This window comes from Parasphingorhabdus sp., from assembly GCF_039977335.1.
GTDB lineage: Bacteria > Pseudomonadota > Alphaproteobacteria > Sphingomonadales > Sphingomonadaceae > Parasphingorhabdus.
Window position 1 is genome coordinate 1,008,496 of record NZ_JBDWDI010000004.1, and the last position, 19,384, is coordinate 1,027,879.

The window sequence follows — 19,384 nt, forward strand, 5'->3', positions numbered from 1 at the left end:
GTCAGACATCGTCAGCGGAAATATATTCCTCGACATCAATTTCACCGGCCATTCTGCCCACCGCAACTGCCACAGTTGCGTCACCGGTCACATTGGTCATGGTGCGCATCATATCCATGATGTGATTGATACCCGCGACAAAAGCAATAGTTTCAAGCGGGACACCGATTGAACTCAAGACGAGGCTCATCATAACAAGTCCCGAGCCGGGTATTCCAGCCGCACCGACCGATCCCAGAGTCGCCGTTAAACCGATTAGCACATAGGAAACCCAGGTCAGCTCAATGCCATAAAGCTGTGCGCCGAACAGAGCAACCAGACCGAGATACATGGCCGTCCCGTTCATATTAATGGTCGCTCCTAGAGCGACCGTGAAACTGGCAACGCTCTTTGAAACGCCGAGATTGCGTTGCACACAGCGCAAAGTGACTGGCAGTGCCGCGTTGCTGGAAGCGGTCGAAAATGCGACTGCTTGTGCGTCAACAATCCCGCGGAAAAAATCGATCACTGGGAGCTTTGCGATCGTCTTTAAGATGATCGGATAGACCAGCATTATGATGATGAAGCAGCCGGCATAATTCAAAGCAACCATTGTCGCGAGCGGCAGCAAAGCTTCAAAGCCAAACGTCCCCGCGACCCAGGCCATTAGCGCAAACACACCAAATGGCGTCAGCTCCATGACCAGCATCGTCATTTTTTGCATGACCGCAGAACCGGCATCGACAGCGCGGACCAAAGGCGCCGCTTCCTTTCCGGCCATAAGCAGCGCTATGCCGAACAGCATCGCAAATATTATGAGCGGTAATATTTGTCCCTGCGCCATTGTCATCACCGGGTTTTCCGGGATTAATGATAATATCATCTCGGTTGGTGATGTTGTGGCCGGTTCCGGTATAGCTACATCTGTTGGCAAGCTAATATCCAGTCCCAACCCAGGTTGGAAAATAGTGCCCATTGTCAGGCCAAGGGAAACCGAGATCGCCGCGGTGGTGACAAACAACAAGAGCGCCTTCCCACCTACATTGCCGAGCTTTTTCAAATCGCCCAGGGCTGCGATCCCGGACACAAGCGAGAAAAAGATCAATGGAACAACCAGCATCTTGATCGACCGTATAAAAAGGTCTCCAATCCATTTGATAGTCTCTGCGCCCGGCCCCCAGGCGAGACCGACAACAATTCCTAAAATGAGCGCGCCAACAACGCGTTGCCATAACGGAATGTTGAACCAGAATTTCAGCATGAACTTTCCTTAAGCAAAGGTTTGCCGGGCAATGCTCCCGTATGCTTTCCATCGGCGATTACCGGTACGCCGTTGACCAAAAGATGCTTCACGCCTTTCGATAGCCGTCGCGGATTTTGATAGGTCGCAACGGGCGTGAATTTTTGCGGATCAAAAATAACTATATCGGCAACCATCCCTGCCTTCAGATAACCGCGGTCTTTCAGGCCCAAAATGTCGGCGGTTTTTCCGCTGCTACGGCGGACAAACTGCGCAAGTGACATAAACTTCTTGTCTTGCACAAAGTCGCGATAGGCTTTTGGGAAGCTGGCGTATTTCCGGGGATGTCCCGCGCTACCATCTGATCCAGTTACAACCCAATCGCGCGATGCGAAGGTATTGATATCACTGGGCTTCATGTTGAAAGAAGCAACACGGCTATCGCCCTTTTTGAGAATTTCTATGGCAGCATCGAGAGGATGAAGGCTTTTGTCAGCAGCATATTGCGCCAGCGTTATGCCCGTCAACACATTCGCTTGCCCCAAAGAACCAGTAAACAGCAATGCTTCTGCACCGCCCCGCCGTTTCAATCCCTGGCTCATTTCCGACCGAATACGAGCTCGCAACACATTGTCCTGCAGCCGTTTGCGTAGTCCAGACAATCCGCCATCCAGCGCCCAGCGTGGAACCAGAGCATTGCTGATCCGTGTACCCGACGCACGCCAGGGATATTGATCCGCCGTAATTTTCTGACCGTTCGCCTGTGCTTGCTCGATCAAGCCAATCATCTTGGCGCTATGCCCCCAAACAGCTGGGCCAAGCGCCTTGATATGCGCGATATGCAGCGGCGTGCCCGATTGCTTGCCAATTTCCATCGCTTCCCTGAGCGCACCTTCCAAGCCGATATTGTAAGTGCTCTCATCACGCATATGCGTGTCATAATACCCGCCAAATTTTGCGGCGATTTTCGCCAGTGCTATGACCTCTTCTGTCTTGGCGAAGTTTTGCGGTGTATAATAAAGCCCAGCCGACAGCCCGCGTGCTCCTTCACACATGGCGCTGGCCATCATAGCCTTCATTGCGCCCAGTTCCGCATCGGTTGGTGCACGATTTTCATCGCCAATGACGGTTTTGCGAATACGGCCAAAGCCCGCCATGTAGGTGACATTGGTTCCTATGCCCTGATCAGCGGCCTTCTTCGCTTTTGCCGCGACGGCGGTATCGCCATTACCATCGTTGCCCACCATCACTGTGGTAACACCCTGAAAAGCAAAGGGGAGATTGGCCCGCTTTCTGGCATCATCGGAATCTAAATCGCCACCTGCATGGGTATGGGGATCGATAAAGCCCGGCGCGACTATCATGCCACTGACATTCAATGTTTCATCTGCGGAGATTTTGCTGGTCAGAGCATCCCCCACAAAGACGATTCTATCGCCTTTGATGGCCATATCTGCGGGATATCCATCCTCTCCTGTGCCATCAACAATGGTCCCGCCTACAATGAGCAGATCGGCAGACAAGGCTGGTTTAACTGCAGGGACCGCGACGCACGCATTCAGCAGTGCCGTTGCCGAACCCACCAAAAGCGCGCGGTACCACAATTTCTCCATTCAGGGCGCGTCCGTGGCCAGCAGGGTTTCCATCATCGCTATGGCTGATTCCTTGCCGATACGCTTGATCAGCCCGCGATCAGTCTCATCACCAATTTCGAAGGTTACCGCCGGCGCGCCATAAGTCTCGTAAGTATAGGCTTTCGAAATCGGTCGATCCGCGCTGTGCCTCGCATCGCGGTTAACATTATAGCCCGGCATACGGTCCTGATAACGCGCTAACCAATCGCGGATGAACAGCGGTGGGTTGGTTGGATATTCGTCCGGGATTGTATAAAAAACATCCTTCTGCGTGGAGTGGAAATCTAGCAATAGCTGTAGCTTCTGATCAGGATTTTCTTCAATCTTACGAAGCAATCCATCCATCAACTTTGTTTCGGGCTGGGTAAAGGGGCCCCAATCCCGATTGAGATCTACCCCGCCCGTATTGTGGCGCCAATGACCACGGACAACACCGTCGGGGTTCAGCATGGGGACAATGACCGTTTCAAAACGGGCTCGATATTTTTTCGCAACCGGATCGTCCGAAAGCAGCGTCTCGACAAAGGGCAGCATGGCCAATGCTCCGGTCACTTCCGGTGGATGTTGACGGCCAACCAAGACCACTTGTTCTTTTGGTTTTGATCCGGCGGCTTTGATGGTCATCCCCGGGATATTTCTTCCCTCCGCAGATTTTCCCAGCAACCATTGCGCTGCATCCGGCGATTTGGACACCTGGTCAAGCCATGTCTGATAGGTGGATGGAGCGAATATTTCTTGCCCGGCGACAAAGACAGGGTTGGCACCGAGTTGGACCTTGATCCATGCCTGTTTGACCCCGTCTACCTCCTCGACCACAACATTTTTCTTAGGCAGATAGTCCCACTTCACACCGTCTTCGCTGACCTTGGGCCAATAGCGATGCCCACAGGCTTCATAAGTCAGATTCACAGTAACTGTTCCTGCACGCGAAGGGGTAAGGCGAAAAGCATACCAGGCACTGCAATTGATCGGCGGCGCATCTTCAGGCGCAAGCGTGATATCGAAACGTGTTTTCCCCGACGCTTTACAGGATGCGATATTCCCGGTCGGAAAATCGGTATCAAGCTTCACCAGAGACGTTTGGCAGAGAGATTTGGACTGTGCCGGCTGTTCGACATTCGCTGTTTCGACCGTTGACGCACAACCTGACAGAACCAAAGAGCTGAGCAGCAAGCCGAGGGTGGTTGGAGCGTTTCTCATGGCTTTGAATTGCCGAAAATGAAGGGGAGAAACATAGGCATCCTCCCCTTTCATATTCCGCATCAGAATTTCTTCTGAATTTCAAACAGGAACTGGCGTCCCCTCGCGCTGTGTAGAGAGCTAAAGAAGCCGAAACTCTGGTCAGCAATGGGCGGGTCTTCATTGAAGATATTGTTGAAACCGAATTTGATGCGCGTGTCATCGAGAGCGGTTCCGGTATCTTCAATCGTATAGCTGACCGACGCATTCATCACGAACCAGTCATCAACCGGCAGGAAATCACCGGTTGTGTTCTGTGAGACGCTCGTATCGAAAACTCTACCTACATATCGACCAAATAGATTGACGTTTACCGGACCTGATTTGTAGTTGATCGAACCACTTAGACGCCATCTCGGACGGCCATTTAGTCTCAGCTGTTCCCCAAAGCCTTCAGGGGCCAAAGAAGTTATGTCACCAGCGGTAAGGAGATTACCGCTTCCGCTAACGGCACTAGCAGGAATTGCAGCCAAGAGGTCGGGTAGATCATTGATCAGAGGTAACCCAGCTGCACTTGGTGTCTGGTTGAAGGAATTTAGGCGTGCGGCATTAACGCTGAACTTGAAATCTCCAATCGGAGTGTCTCTTAAATCATAGAAGAAACCAAAATCCCAACCTTTTGTCACACGGCTATCGAGATTGAGAAACGGGTTCAAAACCTGAATAATGTCACCTGCTGGGAGAATACCCGTTCCAGCATAAAGCGCGATTTGATCCGCATCGGGTGCCGCGCGAACAACATTCGGGTTGCTTCTGCCTTGCAAGCGCTCGTTTAGATCGAGCAATATTGCGTTCTGGCCGCCAAAAATACCGACAATCCCGTCTTGCCGAACGCGCCAGTAGTCGGCGGTAAGTGTAAGGCCCGGAATGAATTCAGGTGAGAACACGACGCCTAGGTTGATGCTCTCTGTTTTCTCCGGTTCAAGATTGTTGCCACCTGTACGGAAGTCAATCGTGCCCGATGTGCCACAATCCCCGACATCATCCTCTGCGCCCGACAGGATTTCCGCGACACATTCAACGGCGTGTATTTCACTATTGGACCGCGTTGTGCCGGTATCGTTCACCTGTACTAGGTTTGGTGCTCGAAAACCTCTCGACCACGCTCCGCGGAGAATGATACCCTGGACGGGTGTCCAGGATAGCGCGGCTCTTGGGACAACAGTGGTTTCGCTGATGTCGGAAAAATGTTCGAACCGTCCTGCAAGTTGAAGATTCAGTTCGCTGATCAGCGGAATATCCATATCTTCTGATACAAGCGGGATGAAGGCCTCTGCAAAACCGGAGTAAACCTCTCGACTACCATTGGTATCGGGTGACGGACTCGATCCTGCGACGTCGCTACTCGCTACAATCCCTGTTGTTGGATTGGTAACACCTACTACGTCGCCGGTTATCGCGTTGGTGAAACTGATTGTGCCATCTAGTCGATCGTCGCGATCGTCGCTAAAAGTTTCACGGCGGAACTCGACGCCGAGCGCAACGCCCACATCACCACCTGGCAACGCAAATAAGTCCGGCTTGGAAACTTTGAAGTCCGCCAACGCTAGTGACGTTTTGCCAATACGAGAAACATCGATGCGCGCTGCATCCAATGCACTTTCCACACTCGGCGTACAATCACCACTATTGGGTGTTGTTGTCGCTGTTGGCAAGCACCCGCCGTTGAATGGATTATAGGCCGTCGCATCGGTACGGTTGATCGCATCCTGCAGCCCGGTCAGTGAAAAACGGTTGCGCGTTAGGTCGGTAGTTTTGGCTTCAGAATAAACGAAGCCGGTATCAAAGTCCCAGCCCCAAAGATCGCCTTCGAGACCAGCGACAATACGGAAAGTGTCTTTGTTAACCGAGATATTCCTCTGCCCAATATCAACCGGACGATAATCTTCCAACTGGACATCCGCGCCGCCCGCACCAATTCCAGGAATCAAAGCCGCCGGAAGCCGGTTGGGATTGGGCGAACCGTCTGGCAATGTGGTTGCGCCAAACGGATTGTAAAAAGCGGTCGCCAAAATCCCGATCGGCTGCGCGTTTAAGTTTGATCGTTGTTCCAAGTTTCTATTTGACTCAGAACGATAATAAGAACCTTCAAAATAGAACTCCACCGCATCGCTCAGTTCGTGACTGAACAAGGCTTGGACATTATAGCGATCTTTTTCCGAAAACAGCTGACGCTCCGCCGCAATATCATAGCGAATGTCGCGAGAAATTGTTGTTCCACTATTCGCGCAAATGCCGCCGCCCAAATCTATATTACAACCCGAAAATGTGTCCGGTTGGGTGAAGAAATCGTCATCGCCAATCAAGGTCGCGTTGCGAGAGGCTTGAATGTCAAATTGACCAAAGGGCGAATCTGTCGAGCGGTTATCGAGCTGAGTATCACCATCGAAGTCGGTGCCGGAAAAGAAACCACGCCGGTCGGAGTTGCGTGCATAGTCACGGATAGTCGCAGGCGCTCCATTTTCATGGAAATAATATCCGTAAAGCGTCAAATTGGTACGGCCCTCGTTAAAATCAAAACCATAGCCGCCACGAATGCTGGAACTATATAAACTTGTACCTGTTGACGCGCGATAGTTTGCACGGAGAAATCCGCCATCCAGCTTGTCTTTCAAATGCGTATTGACCACACCAGCAACGGCATCGGCACCATATACAGCGGAAGCACCATCTCTGAGCACCTCAACACGCCTAACACCTCCAGGAGGAATAGTGTTCGTGTCTGGAGAAACAACTGGAACAAACAGTTCGGTCTGAAAACCGGGATTGAGAACCATCCGGCGACCGTTGATCAACAGCAATGTGTTACCGGTTCCCAAAGCGCGCAGGTTAATCGAGGCAATGTCGCCGCGTGCGCCGTTAACGCCGCCAACAGTGCTTTGATCGTTAAACGCTACCGCTCCCGCTTGCGGAATGGCGCGAAACAATTCATCACCAGACGAAGCCCCGGTGGTTTCAATCGCTAGTTCATTCAGCACGGTAACCGGCAGTACGTCGTCAATCTTCGCACCCTTGATCTGCGTACCCGTCACAACAATGACATTTTCATCGTCAGCCGCTGCTTCCTGCGCGGCCGTATCTTGCGCAAAAGCACTCCCTGAGCCAACGGAAACCATTGCGGTTGTGCACAGCAGCGCACAAATCTTTTTGTGTGAAATTAGCATGTCCCTCTCCCTGAATTGCCGCCCAACATATACCTGGCGGCGCATAACATTTTACCGAAATCACATTCTGTGGTGACTTTACAAGGATGTGACATGAAAACGTGGCATATTACAACCTTTCGATGCCCAATAACTTCGCGTCAGGTCATAACAAGAGGCTATAGCTCGGTGTTTCAGGAGGCTTGCGGGTGCGGTAGATTCGGTCGGCCGATCAGCCTAAAACAGCTTCCAGCTCGACGATGCAGGATTTGATCAATGCCAGCTGTTGATGATCGGCGAGGGATAGAGCGCAAATCGGAAATTGCGGAACCTCGGCCAAACGATATTTGTACAGATCGGAACCGAGCGGCGAATAGGCTGTAAACTCGTCAGTGACCGCCAGGCCCACACCCTTTTGCACCAAGGCAAGCGCGAGATAATAGGTGTGCGCTGTCACTACTTCGAGCGGCGCGATATCCTCTTGCTCCAACGCATCGGATAGCAAATCGGCAAGCGGGCCACTCGCTTTCATCCCAATAAAATCAGCTCCATCCAAAACGGAAAGATCAATCTTGCGTGCTTCTTTTTCTAGGTCTTTGTCGGCAACCAGAACAAGCTGTCCTTGCGCAAGTTGTTGCACGTCGATGCGTTCGTCATGAATATCCTCAAAGCCGATACAAATATCACATTTCTTTTCGATCAAAGCAGAAGCAAGTTCGTCCGAATGCAGGGTGGTGAGTTCGAAACTTAAGTCCGGATTGACCTTGCGCAGCCTTGAGATCGCGTCTGGCGCTACCGAAAGACTAAGCGAAGGTAGAACGCCAAAGCGAATGTGGCCACCCTTGCGATTACGAATATTATTCGCAGTTCGATTGAACGACGATATCCGGCGATAAATATCCTTTATTTCATCATAAAGTTCATGTGCTGCTGGAGTCGGATACAAACGACCTTTTTGTCTGGTAAACAGATCAAAACCAAGTTGATCTTCGGCATAACGCAAGACTTTGCTTACTGAAGGCTGGGAAACATGGAGCTCCCTTGCTGCACCGCTTATCGACCCAGCGCGATACACATAGTAAAAAATTTCGATTTGTCGCAATCGCATGAACGATGTTTGGCCTGAATTGGATTGGAGTTCAACTGGCAAACAGAAGTCGTCAGACAAACAGGTCTAGAAAACAAAAAACGTCCGCTTTGGGTATATTGCGGACATTCGCACCCTCCCCTTCAACATAAGATAAATTATTAACCGTTGCCCTACGACCGCTTTGCGCCCCAGTTTCGGTCGTAGTGACCCAATTTCTTAGCAGTTGAAAGCGGACGTTCTTCGAGGCCATTCCGGCCAAGGAGAAAGCAAATGACATACTCACAGTTCGATCCAGCAGCACAAAACCGTGTGCCTTGGAATTTTGGAGCCAAGATTGGCCCCAAACGACCTTTCAATCAGAAACAGATATGGGCGATCCGGTTCTTTCTGGATAGAGAGAAGCGTATTCGTGATCGGGCGCTGTTTGATTTGGCTATCGACAGCAAGCTCAGGGGCTGTGACCTGGTTGAACTCAAGATCGGTGATCTCGTCAATGGTCCCGACATCCGAAAGCGAGCCGCGATTACGCAACGCAAGACAGGACGGCCGGTTCAATTTGAAATTGCATCCGATGCCCGTGAAAGCCTGTTTGTCTGGTTGGAACGTAGAGGTGGTTCAGTGGAAGACTATGTCTTTCCGAGCCGTGTTGACCAAGCAAGGCATTTGAGTACTCGCCAATATGCGAGACTCGTTGATGAATGGGTCGAGGCAATTGGATTGCGATCCGAAGATTACGGGACGCATTCGCTTCGCCGAACAAAGGCGTCGATCATCTACAAGGCTACTGGTAACCTCAGGGCAATTCAGATCTTGCTGGGTCACTCCAAGCTAGAGAATACCGTTCGCTATCTCGGCGCCGATATCGAAGATGCGCTGACTTTGGCTGAGAAGACTGAAATTTGACTGATACTGGGTGCCAGCCTGATTGTGGCTGGCGTCCACTATGGGGGTGGAACCAGACCTTTCACCCAAGCTCACAATTTTCGACCGCAAACCGCCTCACATCTCGTTGAAGGCAATTTTCATGTCTGAGTGTATGCCGTTTTTACTGTTGTGTAGAAATCGCGTGCATAGCCGCCTTGCTCGCGCGGCCCGAAGCTGGACTCTTTCGTGCCGCCGAAGGGAACGTGGTAATCAACACCGGCCGTTGGCGCATTGATCATGACCATGCCCGCCTGACTTTCTTGTTTGAAACGCGCGGCCGAGCGCAATGACGATGTGCAAATGCCGGCCGACAGCCCAAACTGGGTATCATTGGCACGATGCATCGCCTCATCAAGGTTCGAGACCTTGATCACCGAGGCGACTGGCCCAAAAATCTCTTCCATATTGATACGCATCGAATTGTCCGTATCGATGAACAGAGCAGGCCTCTGGTAGAAACCGGGCTTCTCCCGCTCCAACACTTCGCCGCCTGTCAGTAGCTCAGCGCCTTCTTCTTTGCCAATCTGTACATATTCGAGATTCTTGTTCAACTGAGTTTGATCCACGACTGGGCCGATATCCGTCCCTTCGACCAAAGCGTCCCCGATCACCAAGCCTTCCATTTTTTGGACGAAGGCCGCAACGAATGCGTCATGGATCGATTCCTCAACAATCAGCCTTGACGACGCGGTGCAGCGCTGACCGGTTGAGAAGAAGGCTCCGTTCAGCGCGCAATTGACAGCGTTGTCGAGATCGCAATCGTTCAGAACGACGAGAGGGTTCTTACCGCCCATCTCAAGCTGGTAGCGGGCGTTGCGACCGCTGCAGGCTCCGGCCACAATGCGTCCGGTGTCGGTCGATCCGGTGAAGCTGACGGCACGGATGCGGTGGTCGTTTAGCAGTAGTTCTCCGATTTCGGCACCAGGGCCCATCACCAAGTTGAACACGCCCTCTGGCACGCCCGAACGAGCAATAATGTCGGTCAACGCCCACGCGCTACCTGGCGTTAGTTCTGCGGGCTTAAAGACCACTGTGTTACCAAATGCCAGTGCTGGTGCGATTTTCCATGCGGGAATGGCAATCGGAAAATTCCACGGCGTGATGATCGCTATCGGCCCAACCGCCTCGCGGGAAACTTCCACGCTCAGATCAGGTCGCACCGATGGGATTAACTCACCTGCATTCCTTAGCGCTTCACCGGCGAAATATTTGAATATCTGTCCTGCGCGCGCGACCTCTCCTATCCCCTCGGCCAATGTCTTGCCCTCTTCACGCGACAGCAAAGTGCCTAATTCCTGCTTGCGCGCGAGGATTTCTGTGCCGATGGCATCGAGGAAGTCGAAACGTTGCTGGGTCCCGCTTTGCGCCCAACCGGCGGAAGCGGCATAGGCGGCATCGACCGCCTGACTCACCTGATCGCGGTCCGCCTGCGCATATTCGCCGACAATATCGTTCGTATCGGAAGGGTTGATATTGGCGATCTGGTCACCGGAACCGATCCACTCACCGGCAATAAAATTATTGTGAACTGACATGTGAACTCTCTTCTCTTGTTTGATTGTAATTAACTCGCTTCAACAGAAGCGTGCTGCGGAATATGGGGTGGGGTCGATATGCGGAGTTTTGCCTTGAACACACTCCGCGACCAGCTTCCCGGTCGCAGGGGCAAGCGTCAGACCCAGCATGTTGTGCCCGGTGGCGAGGCAGACATTGTCCGTACCCGGCATGGCGCCAATAATGGGCAAGCTATCCCATGTCATCGGGCGCCAGCCGTACCATTGTTCGACGTTGGATTTGGGTAGATCATCAGTCAGATAATGCGATACGGAAGCGCGCAGCTGATCTAGGCGGCGGCGTGGAATCGACGTGTTGAAACCAATGAACTCCATCATCGATCCAACTCGGAAGCCGCTGTCGAATGGCGTGATACCCACATGATGTTCAGAAAACAACATAGGAACACGCGGCGACTGCGCTGGTCGATCTAAAGTAATCGAATAACCCTTGCCCGGTTCGACGGGCAAAGCCGCACCAAAATGTCTGGCCATGCGTCCGCTGATAGCACCCGCAGCCAGGACAATGTGATCGGCCTCCATCAGACCTTCAGAGGTTTCAATCGCGGTTATCTGCCGCCCTGATCGTATCGCACCCAAGAAGCGTACACCTTCACGAAACACCACAGCTCTGTCTTTGAGCATGGCGACCCATTGCTCAGTCAGCCGATCAGGCCGCAAGCTGGCATCATCAGGGAATAGCACCCCTCCGGCCAAGTCGGGCTTGAGTGCTTTATCGAAATCCCTGAGGTCAGAACCATCAATCCAGCTGGACCGGACGCCAAGCTGTGCCGCCACGGTCCGCGTGTTCACCGAGAACTCCTCAGCCGCCTTGGTGGTTTGGAAGGCGTAGAAAAGACCAGACTGACGGTATTCTGTTCCGTTGATCTCATCTACCAACAAGCGGCGATATTCCGCTGCCGAAGACTCCAGAATGGTATTTAGATGCTCGGCGGTTTCCAACATTTGGCGCGTCGAGCAGCGCTTTGCGAATTGCCAGAGCCATCGAATGAAGGGCGCCTCAAGGCGCGGCTTAATCCGGAATGCCGCGGACGGATCGAACAGCGACATCATACCTTCGCGAAGCGCACCCGGCGTTGCCAGCGGTAAAACATGACTGGGGCAGATATAGCCGCAATTGCCATAGGAACAGGCTGCTGCGAGATTACCGCTTTCCAGAACGGTAACGGAATAGCCTGCTTTGTTGAGATAATGCGCGCAAGCGATCCCAATCACACCGCCGCCAATGACAACAACCGATTCTGAATTGCGGTCCATCTTCAACCAAAGCCTCTGGCGAAGGGATCGCCAGGCTGATGGACCAGCTTGGCATCCGCAATCACATAGGCCGTTCCGGCAATCGACGGAATTACACGGCCTTCCTCATCGAACCGATATGAGCCGCGAAAATGACTTCCCATGATGCTTTCTTGTACCCACGCTTCACCGGGCGCGAGCTGGCCCTTTTCGGCAAGGCAAGCAATCTTTGCGCTGGTGCCGGTACCGCAAGGCGAACGGTCATAGGCAATGCCCGGGCACAAAACAAAATTCTGGCTGTTGGCGTCTGAACTCTGCCCGGGACCAAAGAACTCAACGTGATCGATCTCTCCGCCATCCGCGCCAAATATAGACTGCTCCACAAGCGCATGTTTAATCTTGCTCGCTGCATCGGTGAGCTGCGGGATGTTGTCGCGCGACAGAGTGAAAGGTGCGCTATCGGCCAGAAAAAACCAATTCCCGCCCCAGGCGATTGAACCGGTAACCTTGCCAAGCCCGCTAACCATTAGCTCCACGCTTTTGCGGAAACAGTAGCTCGGGACATTTTCAACCGTTACCTCATTCGGCCCGTTCAAATCGACCCGCACTACTCCGCTTGGCGTGTCAATCAGGTGCGACCCCTGACTCAGCTTCCCCAGATAAGCGAGCGTGACTGCCAACCCGATTGTACCGTGGCCGCACATCCCTAGATATCCGGTATTGTTGAAGAAGATCACACCAGCAGCACAATCCGGATTGGGAGATTGGCATAACAGAGCGCCAACCATCGCGTCCGAACATTTGGGTTCAAGAATACTCCTTTGACGCAATTCATCATGGTCCCGAGCAAGCAATTCACGGCGCTCTGCCAACGAGCCAGATCCCAGATCAGGTCTACCATCGACGATGACTCGGGTCGGCTGTCCCCCGGTATGTGAGTCGATAATGCGCATCTACACAGCCTCCGGCTAAACAGCGCCGGGCCAGCTGTCCCACCATGTACGGAACAGCTTCCATTGCGCTTCGAGATAGGCTTGTTGCGACGGACTTAATCGGTCCGACGAGTGAAATTGATGCATATATTCAGGAGATCCCTCGAGCACCATCAAATGCTTGTAATACAGAACGAGATCGGGGCTTTCATCAAAGGTGGCAAGGACATGCATGGCCTTGTCCAATTCCCATGCCAGTACCCGGGCTTTGGCGTCACCGGCTGCGGCCTGCTGGCACAGTTCTACCAGGCGCAGCACTTCACGTGGCAAAGCATTACCGATTCCGGTAATTGCTCCATCGGCCCCACAATTCACAAAGCCGTGAAAAGCCTGCGTATCGACACCGACCATCAGCGCAACACCGGGATCTGCAGAAGTAATATTCTCCGCAGCATAACGCATCGATTCTGCGCCGCCAAATTCCTTGAATCCAGCGAGATTCTTGTGCTCGCTTCGCAGAGAGAAGAATAAGTCTGCCTTAGTCTCAAAACCATAATAGGGGCTGTTATAAATCACAGCGGGAAGATCAGGTGCTGCGTTCAGAATATCGGTAAAATGCCTCCGCTGTGCAGCAGCGGATATTCCGCGCGAAAGTACCCGAGGTATAACCATCAGCCCAGACGCCCCGACCTCTTGTGCGTGGCGCGCCAGAGCAACCGCACGGACAGAATTTTGTGCGCCGGTACCGACTATCACAGGGACGCCGGCTGCGCATAGGCGCGCAACGCCTTCCATCCGCTGCTCATCACTTAATAGCGGCCAATCGCCCATAGAACCGCAATAAATGACGGCGTCCATCCCTGCTTCGATGAGCTCGGTGCCTTTGCGCACTAGTGCGTCAAAATCGATCGTTCCGTCCGCGTCACAGGGTGTCATCAGGGCCGGCATACAACCGGAAAAAATGGTGTTTGTTTGCATAATGCGCTGTCTCCGAACTTGCAAAATAATGCACCAAAACCGCGAAGCGATGGCGCAAGGTGATGGAGCTTCCTTACGCGCATCGGTTCTGAGGGTCTTGCCAGTTGATTGATTACAAACTTGAATTTTGGTATATTTCTGGCATAGAGTGTCTCATGCGAGAGACGCTTCCTCTAAGCATGGTTGCTATCCTGTTCGACCATTTACCCGACGTCGTTTTCTTTAAGAAGGATATCGCAGGCCGGTATAAAGCTGTGAATACGACGCTTGTCGAACGGTCCGGTCGCACGGACAAAGCGCAGCTGATCGGCCGCTTGCCATCTGAAATACTGGGCAAGCAGTTGGGTAGCAGCTACGAAAAGCAGGACCGATCGGTTGTGCGAACAGGTCAACCCATAGAGCAACGACTGGAAATGCACGTCTATCCGAACCGAATGGTTGGCTGGTGCTTGACCGCAAAGCAACCGGCTTTCGATGATCAACGCAATATCGTCGGCGTCGTCGGCATTTCGAAAGATCTACAATCTCCCAACGTATCGCGCAGTGAATATGACGATGTGGCAGGTGTAGTTGAGTGGGTGCTGACCAGCTTTCCAGACGCCCCGTCGGTCATACAGATGACGGAGAGAACCGGCATGTCGCAGTTCAAATTGAACCGACGTTTCCAGCAAATCTACGGACTTAATGTTGGACAATGGATCATCAAGCAGCGCGTAGATCGAGCGCAAAGGCTGCTCCGCGAAACTGACCTTCCAATCGCCGAAATTGCCCTCGAAGCTGGGTATAGCGATCAAAGCTCTTTCACGCGTCAGTTCAGACAGGCGACAAATCTAACGCCTAAGAAGTTTCGAATGATCGCTGTATGACTGTAGTTGGGTCATCTACCTAACGGCAGCTTTGATAGGCCGCCACCGGATAGAAGACATTCCGCCATCGGCCCAATTGTTGAACTTCCTGATTTGGTCAGAGCGGCCATTCAGCAGTGCGCCCCAATTTCGGACTTTCATATGGATTTCGCAACATCCCCAAAGCGGACGTCAAAGGTCCATCATTTCGGCAAGCGTGTTAACGAGCAGCTCTGAATGACTGAAGAAAAGTAACTCTCCGCCACCTTCCACAATATCCAGCCCCATATTTGGACGCGATGCGATAAATTTCTCGACCGCCGCCACCGGGTTTGCTGGATCCTTCGTGCCGTGAAGATATCTTACCGGTATCTTGCAATTTTCAAGGTCAGTCGCCCAATCGGATGTCAGCATCCGCAGATCTGCAGCCAGCGCATGATGTTTATGGACAGAAAGCATTGAATAAGCGGCGCGAACAAATGCACGACAATCGGGATCGTTAAGCAAAGCATCATTGACCTCGCATTCGCTGTAGATGGAACGCACAATGAATTCCGGCCCACTTGCGCGCATTGAGCGGTAAGATATCTTGGCCATTAAATCGGCAAATTTTGGTGACGCCGACGCAAGGCGTAACGCCACCTTCCTGGTGTTCGAATAGTCTTCAAAGCGCATTTTCTTTGTAAATGGAAAATAGATGCCGATGCACGCTATTCCAGCAATTGCCGATGCCGGATTGGAATGCGCGCGAAACAGGGGAAGCGAGCCAGATCCCTGTCCCATCACTATCCAACGGTCTATATCCAGATGGCGAGAAAGCGCTATGACTGCATCGGCATTGACCTGGATATTTTCATCAAGCGGTGCCGGATCGCTGTTTCCGAAGCCTGGCCTGCTGATCAAGTACAGCTTGATGTTATGTTTTTTTAGGGCCCGCATCCCTTCATCCGGAAGCAGATATCCAGTCGCAAGTCCATGGCTGAATAATGCCGGTCGGCCGTCCGGATCGCCGGCCCAGCTGTAGGCAATTGCCCGTCCATTCTTGTCTAGGAAAATTTCTTCACGGCCCAACGGATCTTCCCACTCGGCACTGCTTCCGCCAAAATCGTGATTCAGTCGCTGCGAGATCATTGCCAACAGGCGGACAAGATCGACCTGCGATTTGGTCTCCGTTTTTTCAAAAATGGTGAGAAGCTGTGCCCGAACGGTGTTAAAGGACGATCCTCGCTGGCCTGCTATCAGTTTGGTGTCTCGCAGTTCCATCAGCAATCGACAGACATCTATCTCGGCTTCGGTCAGCCCGAATGCTTCTTCAAGCATATTGGAAACACGAAACGACCAAGTCAGTTCTATTGCACGAACTGCGACCATTCCCTTCTGGCCGTCTTCGAGCAGGCTATAGATTTCCGCAATACCACTACCACCGTCCTTGTCGATTGTACGAATAATAGAATGCTGCTGGTTGCCAGCGATTGTGGCACCTCGCAACATCTGTTCAAACGACGCATGCGATAGAGGGTCGATCCAATCGGTGTTTGCGGTTCTACCTCGTTTCAAACCCCAAGCCGTCACCGCTCTTTCGTTTACGGCCGCAACTCTTTTACCGCTGCTAAATACAGTCGCCGGGCTGGTGACGGAACTGATCACCTGCTCGATGGGATCATTTGCCTGGTCTTCACTAGATTTCTCCAGCATGTCGGAAACAGCCTGCATATGCATACTCAAAAGCGGGTGCTCGATATCATCCAGCTTGTTAGAATCAACACGATCGAGACGGCGCGCCCAATGCGCGACCACGTCATCAAATGCGCTCGCATCGGAAACCAGCCGGTAGCTGGCCTCCAACAATCTCAGCTCTTCATCATCCAGTTCGAATTTTACAGACATATCGCCACAATAGCCGCCCTCCAGAAAACCGCATACACCATATGGTGTATGACGAGCCAGCAGGATCATTTTACAGCTGTTTAGAAATCGACACGGATAGGAGACAGGCTATGATCCGCATTTGGCTGACAATTGGAATATTCGCTCTCGTCGCGTCGGTTCCAGTATCCTTTGAGCCACTCCAGCAACAACTTGTTGCGCAACCGGCGGCTAACAACGGAGGGCCCGCCTTTCGTCGTGTTAAACGCAACTTTGAAAAGCGTGTGAACGCCGCAACGAAAAGCTGCAACCTCGGCGACTACAAACTGCTGACAGCGGAGCTTAAAGTCGAACGGAAACTGCAATTTGAAAGTTACTCGCGTGCGTTGGAGAAGATTCAAGATCTGCAAATAGCAAAAGTGAAAGACGAAGATAGAATAAAGCAGGCTCGGCAGCGATTCGATGATTTTGGCAATGCTAATAATCTTGTTGGTCAGTACCAAGGTGACCTGATCAACGCCTGTGATCCTGCTACATTGGAATATCGGATAGTTACCTTAAAGAAGCAGTGTAAGAAAAAGGAAGCCGACGAGCTTTTGGCAAAATTCAAAGCGATCGTCACAATGTACGAAAAGCAGCTGGCCAGTGCGAAGCTGAGCGGTTCTTTTACCACCGTCACGGTCAAACAGGCCGAAAAAGAACTCAAGACTGCAAAGGGAGCCTATAATCGCGCCGCGTTTCAACGCGTGTCAAAATGCAAGGAAAAAGTCGGAACAGGCGATTTAGACCGTGGCGGTGAAACCGTCAGCCTGCCGCCGTTCAGCCAACCGGCACCGGATACCCCGGAACCGGTCTCGACCACAGATTTTGAAGCTGACCGGCTGGGACAGATCAGTGAAAACTCCGCGTGGTTGTTAGGCGACTGGGTCTACACAGCCTGGAATGGTGGAACTACAAATTCGGTGCTGCGGTTCAGATTGGAAAGCGACGGTACGATATCAGGCTACCTTGTCTCCATTACCAAAGAAATGGCACAGAAAGGCTATCAGCCGAGCATGAAACTGCTACGCGGCATTCGCGATACCAGCCATCAGCTTAACCCCAACGCAACCTGGAGCCACAGCGGCATTGTTGCTGGAAGGTTTTCTCCCAAAGATCCCCGCCGTAGACCTGGTCAGATATTTGGACAGGATGAATGGTTCAACTCTAACAGTGTTATATTTCTTGAAAAGAAATCAGGCAAACTCGGCGGTACAACTGGATTTGGGAATCGTCTGAATTGGCATCGCGGGAAATTGGTCCGGCCCAATTTAGCAGCGCTTGATGAAACTATCCGTCAGTTGAACGGACAGATTTATCGATTGAGCCGCCCTGGCAATGAGTTTGAGCGGCTGGAGGAACTGCCGGGAATAATCGAGCGGCTGCGCGCCAAAGGTCAATACTCGCAAGAAGCAAGGGACACAGCGAACCTGATGCAGCTATTGCTAGAAAGGGACGAGCTTACCAACAATCCGGAATTTCTGCAAACATTGGGCGCAATAGAATCAGGACAGGCCAGCAGAGAGGAAATCACGGCACTTGCCAGCTATCTTGTCGCACAGGGAGCGCATCTGGCACAGCCTGTTGCAAACAATGACTACGACAGCAAGATCGCTGCTCACATGCTTTTGATTGCCACCAATGGCTCGAGACTGCGTGATGATATCGGCAATCCATCAGGGGCCTATGCTAAAACCAATATGTCACGGCTGACCAAGGGCCTGACTACGCTCAAGGGTATCGCTGGACTGGCAGGCAACCCAAAAGACAAGACAGGTCAGCAACTAATGAATGGTCTGCGTGATCTCAGCACCATTCCCGCGACGACGGCCGGGGTTTCTCCAGCATTGGATATTCCAGCTCAGACCTCAGCCGCAATATTGCAGCAATCTGCCAGCGGCTTCACCCATGCGTCCAATGCTCTTAAGGAAGTCACCAACGCCATTAAGGGTGATCCTAACGCAATAAACCGGGCACTGGGGCATGCCAAAGCGCTTGAGCGGACTATTTCGAGCCGAGGCTATTATGAAGCCGTGAAGGGCGCTGTGACGGAGAGGATCGTCAGACGAATCCCGTTTGTTAGATCGGTTGTTGACTGGTTTAAATAAGCAGGGTCGTCTTTGCGTTGAGGTGACACTTGTTAGCAGAGAGAACATGCCTGCATCAGCGCGAAGCTGAGTTTGAAAAAAGCTAGTTGCAATGCTCGTTGCAATGCTCGTTGTTTAGTCGCAGCTGAATGTCGGCTATCAGCTGAACGGCTCCAAAAGCAAGCAGGCCGCTAACGGCCCAATAGTTGACGCTAACGACTATTCATCAATTCAATTGCATCTAGTTGAACATTGATCTCGTCGACCAGCGAACGCAGTTCAATGACCAAGCCGCTGACATCGAGATTACCGAGGTTAGCGGCTTGCCCCTTAACTGCGATTTCATTGGCATCTTCAAGTCTTGCCGTGATCAAGGCAAATAGGCCGGTTCGCACTTTGATCGGGTTAATTTCGTCGTCATCAGCCATGCCCTTACCCATGCTCGACTTTTTACGGAAGTCCACATGCAGCTTTGCGATTTGTTCGAATAAACAACTGGACATAGGAGTGTGTTCGAGCATTGTTGTTGGTGTCGCAAACATCAATTGCGACGGGCCGCCCGCTCTTAAAAGCGATCC

The 19,384-nt window shown here is 52.2% G+C and carries 14 protein-coding genes; 3 read left to right on the forward strand and 11 right to left on the reverse strand.

Annotation, left to right across the window (positions count from 1 at the left end; translation table 11 throughout):
- Window position 1: 1 nt before the first annotated feature.
- The 5 genes from ABJM21_RS12115 to ABJM21_RS12135 all read right to left on the reverse strand — a co-directional run bounded on the left by ABJM21_RS12115 (window position 2) and on the right by ABJM21_RS12135 (window position 8,343).
- Entirely contained in the window at window positions 2-1,240 is a 1,239-nt protein-coding gene (locus tag ABJM21_RS12115) for a dicarboxylate/amino acid:cation symporter (RefSeq protein WP_348302498.1), read from the reverse strand.
- Window positions 1,234-2,832 carry an amidohydrolase family protein gene (locus tag ABJM21_RS12120; RefSeq protein WP_348302499.1) on the reverse strand — a complete coding sequence of 533 codons (1,599 nt, stop codon included), beginning with the start codon at window positions 2,830-2,832 and terminating at the stop codon, window positions 1,234-1,236. The genes ABJM21_RS12115 and ABJM21_RS12120 overlap by 7 nt, the downstream gene beginning before the upstream one ends.
- Window positions 2,833-4,116 carry a M14-type cytosolic carboxypeptidase gene (locus ABJM21_RS12125; RefSeq protein ID WP_348302500.1) on the reverse strand — a complete coding sequence of 428 codons (1,284 nt, stop codon included), beginning with the start codon at window positions 4,114-4,116 and terminating at the stop codon, window positions 2,833-2,835.
- Complete coding sequence (locus ABJM21_RS12130; RefSeq protein ID WP_348302501.1) at window positions 4,116-7,256, reverse strand: TonB-dependent receptor; 3,141 nt, start codon at window positions 7,254-7,256, stop codon at window positions 4,116-4,118. Before ABJM21_RS12130 ends, ABJM21_RS12125 begins: the two co-directional genes overlap by 1 nt.
- A gap of 211 nt (window positions 7,257-7,467) precedes the next feature.
- Window positions 7,468-8,343 (reverse strand): LysR family transcriptional regulator, encoded by an 876-nt coding sequence (locus ABJM21_RS12135; protein WP_348302502.1) that lies wholly within the window; start codon window positions 8,341-8,343, stop codon window positions 7,468-7,470.
- Window positions 8,344-8,595: 252 nt separating this feature from the next.
- Here ABJM21_RS12135 and ABJM21_RS12140 point away from each other — a divergent pair, with 252 nt between their 5' ends.
- Window positions 8,596-9,228 (forward strand): tyrosine-type recombinase/integrase, encoded by a 633-nt coding sequence (locus tag ABJM21_RS12140; RefSeq protein ID WP_348302503.1) that lies wholly within the window; start codon window positions 8,596-8,598, stop codon window positions 9,226-9,228.
- A gap of 119 nt (window positions 9,229-9,347) precedes the next feature.
- Here the strand turns inward: ABJM21_RS12140 and ABJM21_RS12145 are convergent, their stop codons facing one another.
- Genes ABJM21_RS12145 through ABJM21_RS12160 form a run of 4 tightly spaced genes read right to left on the reverse strand, consistent with a single transcriptional unit; the run spans window position 9,348 to window position 13,969 of the window.
- Window positions 9,348-10,784 carry an aldehyde dehydrogenase family protein gene (locus tag ABJM21_RS12145; protein ID WP_348302504.1) on the reverse strand — a complete coding sequence of 479 codons (1,437 nt, stop codon included), beginning with the start codon at window positions 10,782-10,784 and terminating at the stop codon, window positions 9,348-9,350.
- Between the two features lie 39 nt (window positions 10,785-10,823).
- Window positions 10,824-12,080: an FAD-dependent oxidoreductase gene (locus ABJM21_RS12150; RefSeq protein ID WP_348302505.1), complete on the reverse strand. Its 1,257-nt coding sequence runs from the start codon at window positions 12,078-12,080 to the stop codon at window positions 10,824-10,826.
- 2 nt (window positions 12,081-12,082) lie between these two features.
- Entirely contained in the window at window positions 12,083-13,012 is a 930-nt protein-coding gene (locus ABJM21_RS12155; RefSeq protein WP_348302506.1) for a proline racemase family protein, read from the reverse strand.
- A gap of 15 nt (window positions 13,013-13,027) precedes the next feature.
- Window positions 13,028-13,969 carry a dihydrodipicolinate synthase family protein gene (locus tag ABJM21_RS12160; RefSeq protein ID WP_348302507.1) on the reverse strand — a complete coding sequence of 314 codons (942 nt, stop codon included), beginning with the start codon at window positions 13,967-13,969 and terminating at the stop codon, window positions 13,028-13,030.
- A 155-nt stretch (window positions 13,970-14,124) separates the two neighbouring features.
- Here ABJM21_RS12160 and ABJM21_RS12165 point away from each other — a divergent pair, with 155 nt between their 5' ends.
- Window positions 14,125-14,835, forward strand: coding sequence for an AraC family transcriptional regulator (locus ABJM21_RS12165; protein ID WP_348302508.1), 711 nt, complete (start codon window positions 14,125-14,127; stop codon window positions 14,833-14,835).
- Between the two features lie 171 nt (window positions 14,836-15,006).
- On the opposite strand, the gene ABJM21_RS12170 is transcribed toward ABJM21_RS12165, so the two are convergent.
- Complete coding sequence (locus ABJM21_RS12170) at window positions 15,007-16,770, reverse strand: alpha/beta hydrolase (RefSeq protein ID WP_348302509.1); 1,764 nt, start codon at window positions 16,768-16,770, stop codon at window positions 15,007-15,009.
- 41 nt (window positions 16,771-16,811) lie between these two features.
- Here ABJM21_RS12170 and ABJM21_RS12175 point away from each other — a divergent pair, with 41 nt between their 5' ends.
- Window positions 16,812-18,827 carry a hypothetical protein gene (locus ABJM21_RS12175; protein ID WP_348302510.1) on the forward strand — a complete coding sequence of 672 codons (2,016 nt, stop codon included), beginning with the start codon at window positions 16,812-16,814 and terminating at the stop codon, window positions 18,825-18,827.
- A gap of 191 nt (window positions 18,828-19,018) precedes the next feature.
- Here ABJM21_RS12175 and ABJM21_RS12180 read toward each other — a convergent pair whose 3' ends face one another.
- Window positions 19,019-19,309: a hypothetical protein gene (locus ABJM21_RS12180; protein WP_348302511.1), complete on the reverse strand. Its 291-nt coding sequence runs from the start codon at window positions 19,307-19,309 to the stop codon at window positions 19,019-19,021.
- Window positions 19,310-19,384 lie beyond the last annotated feature (75 nt).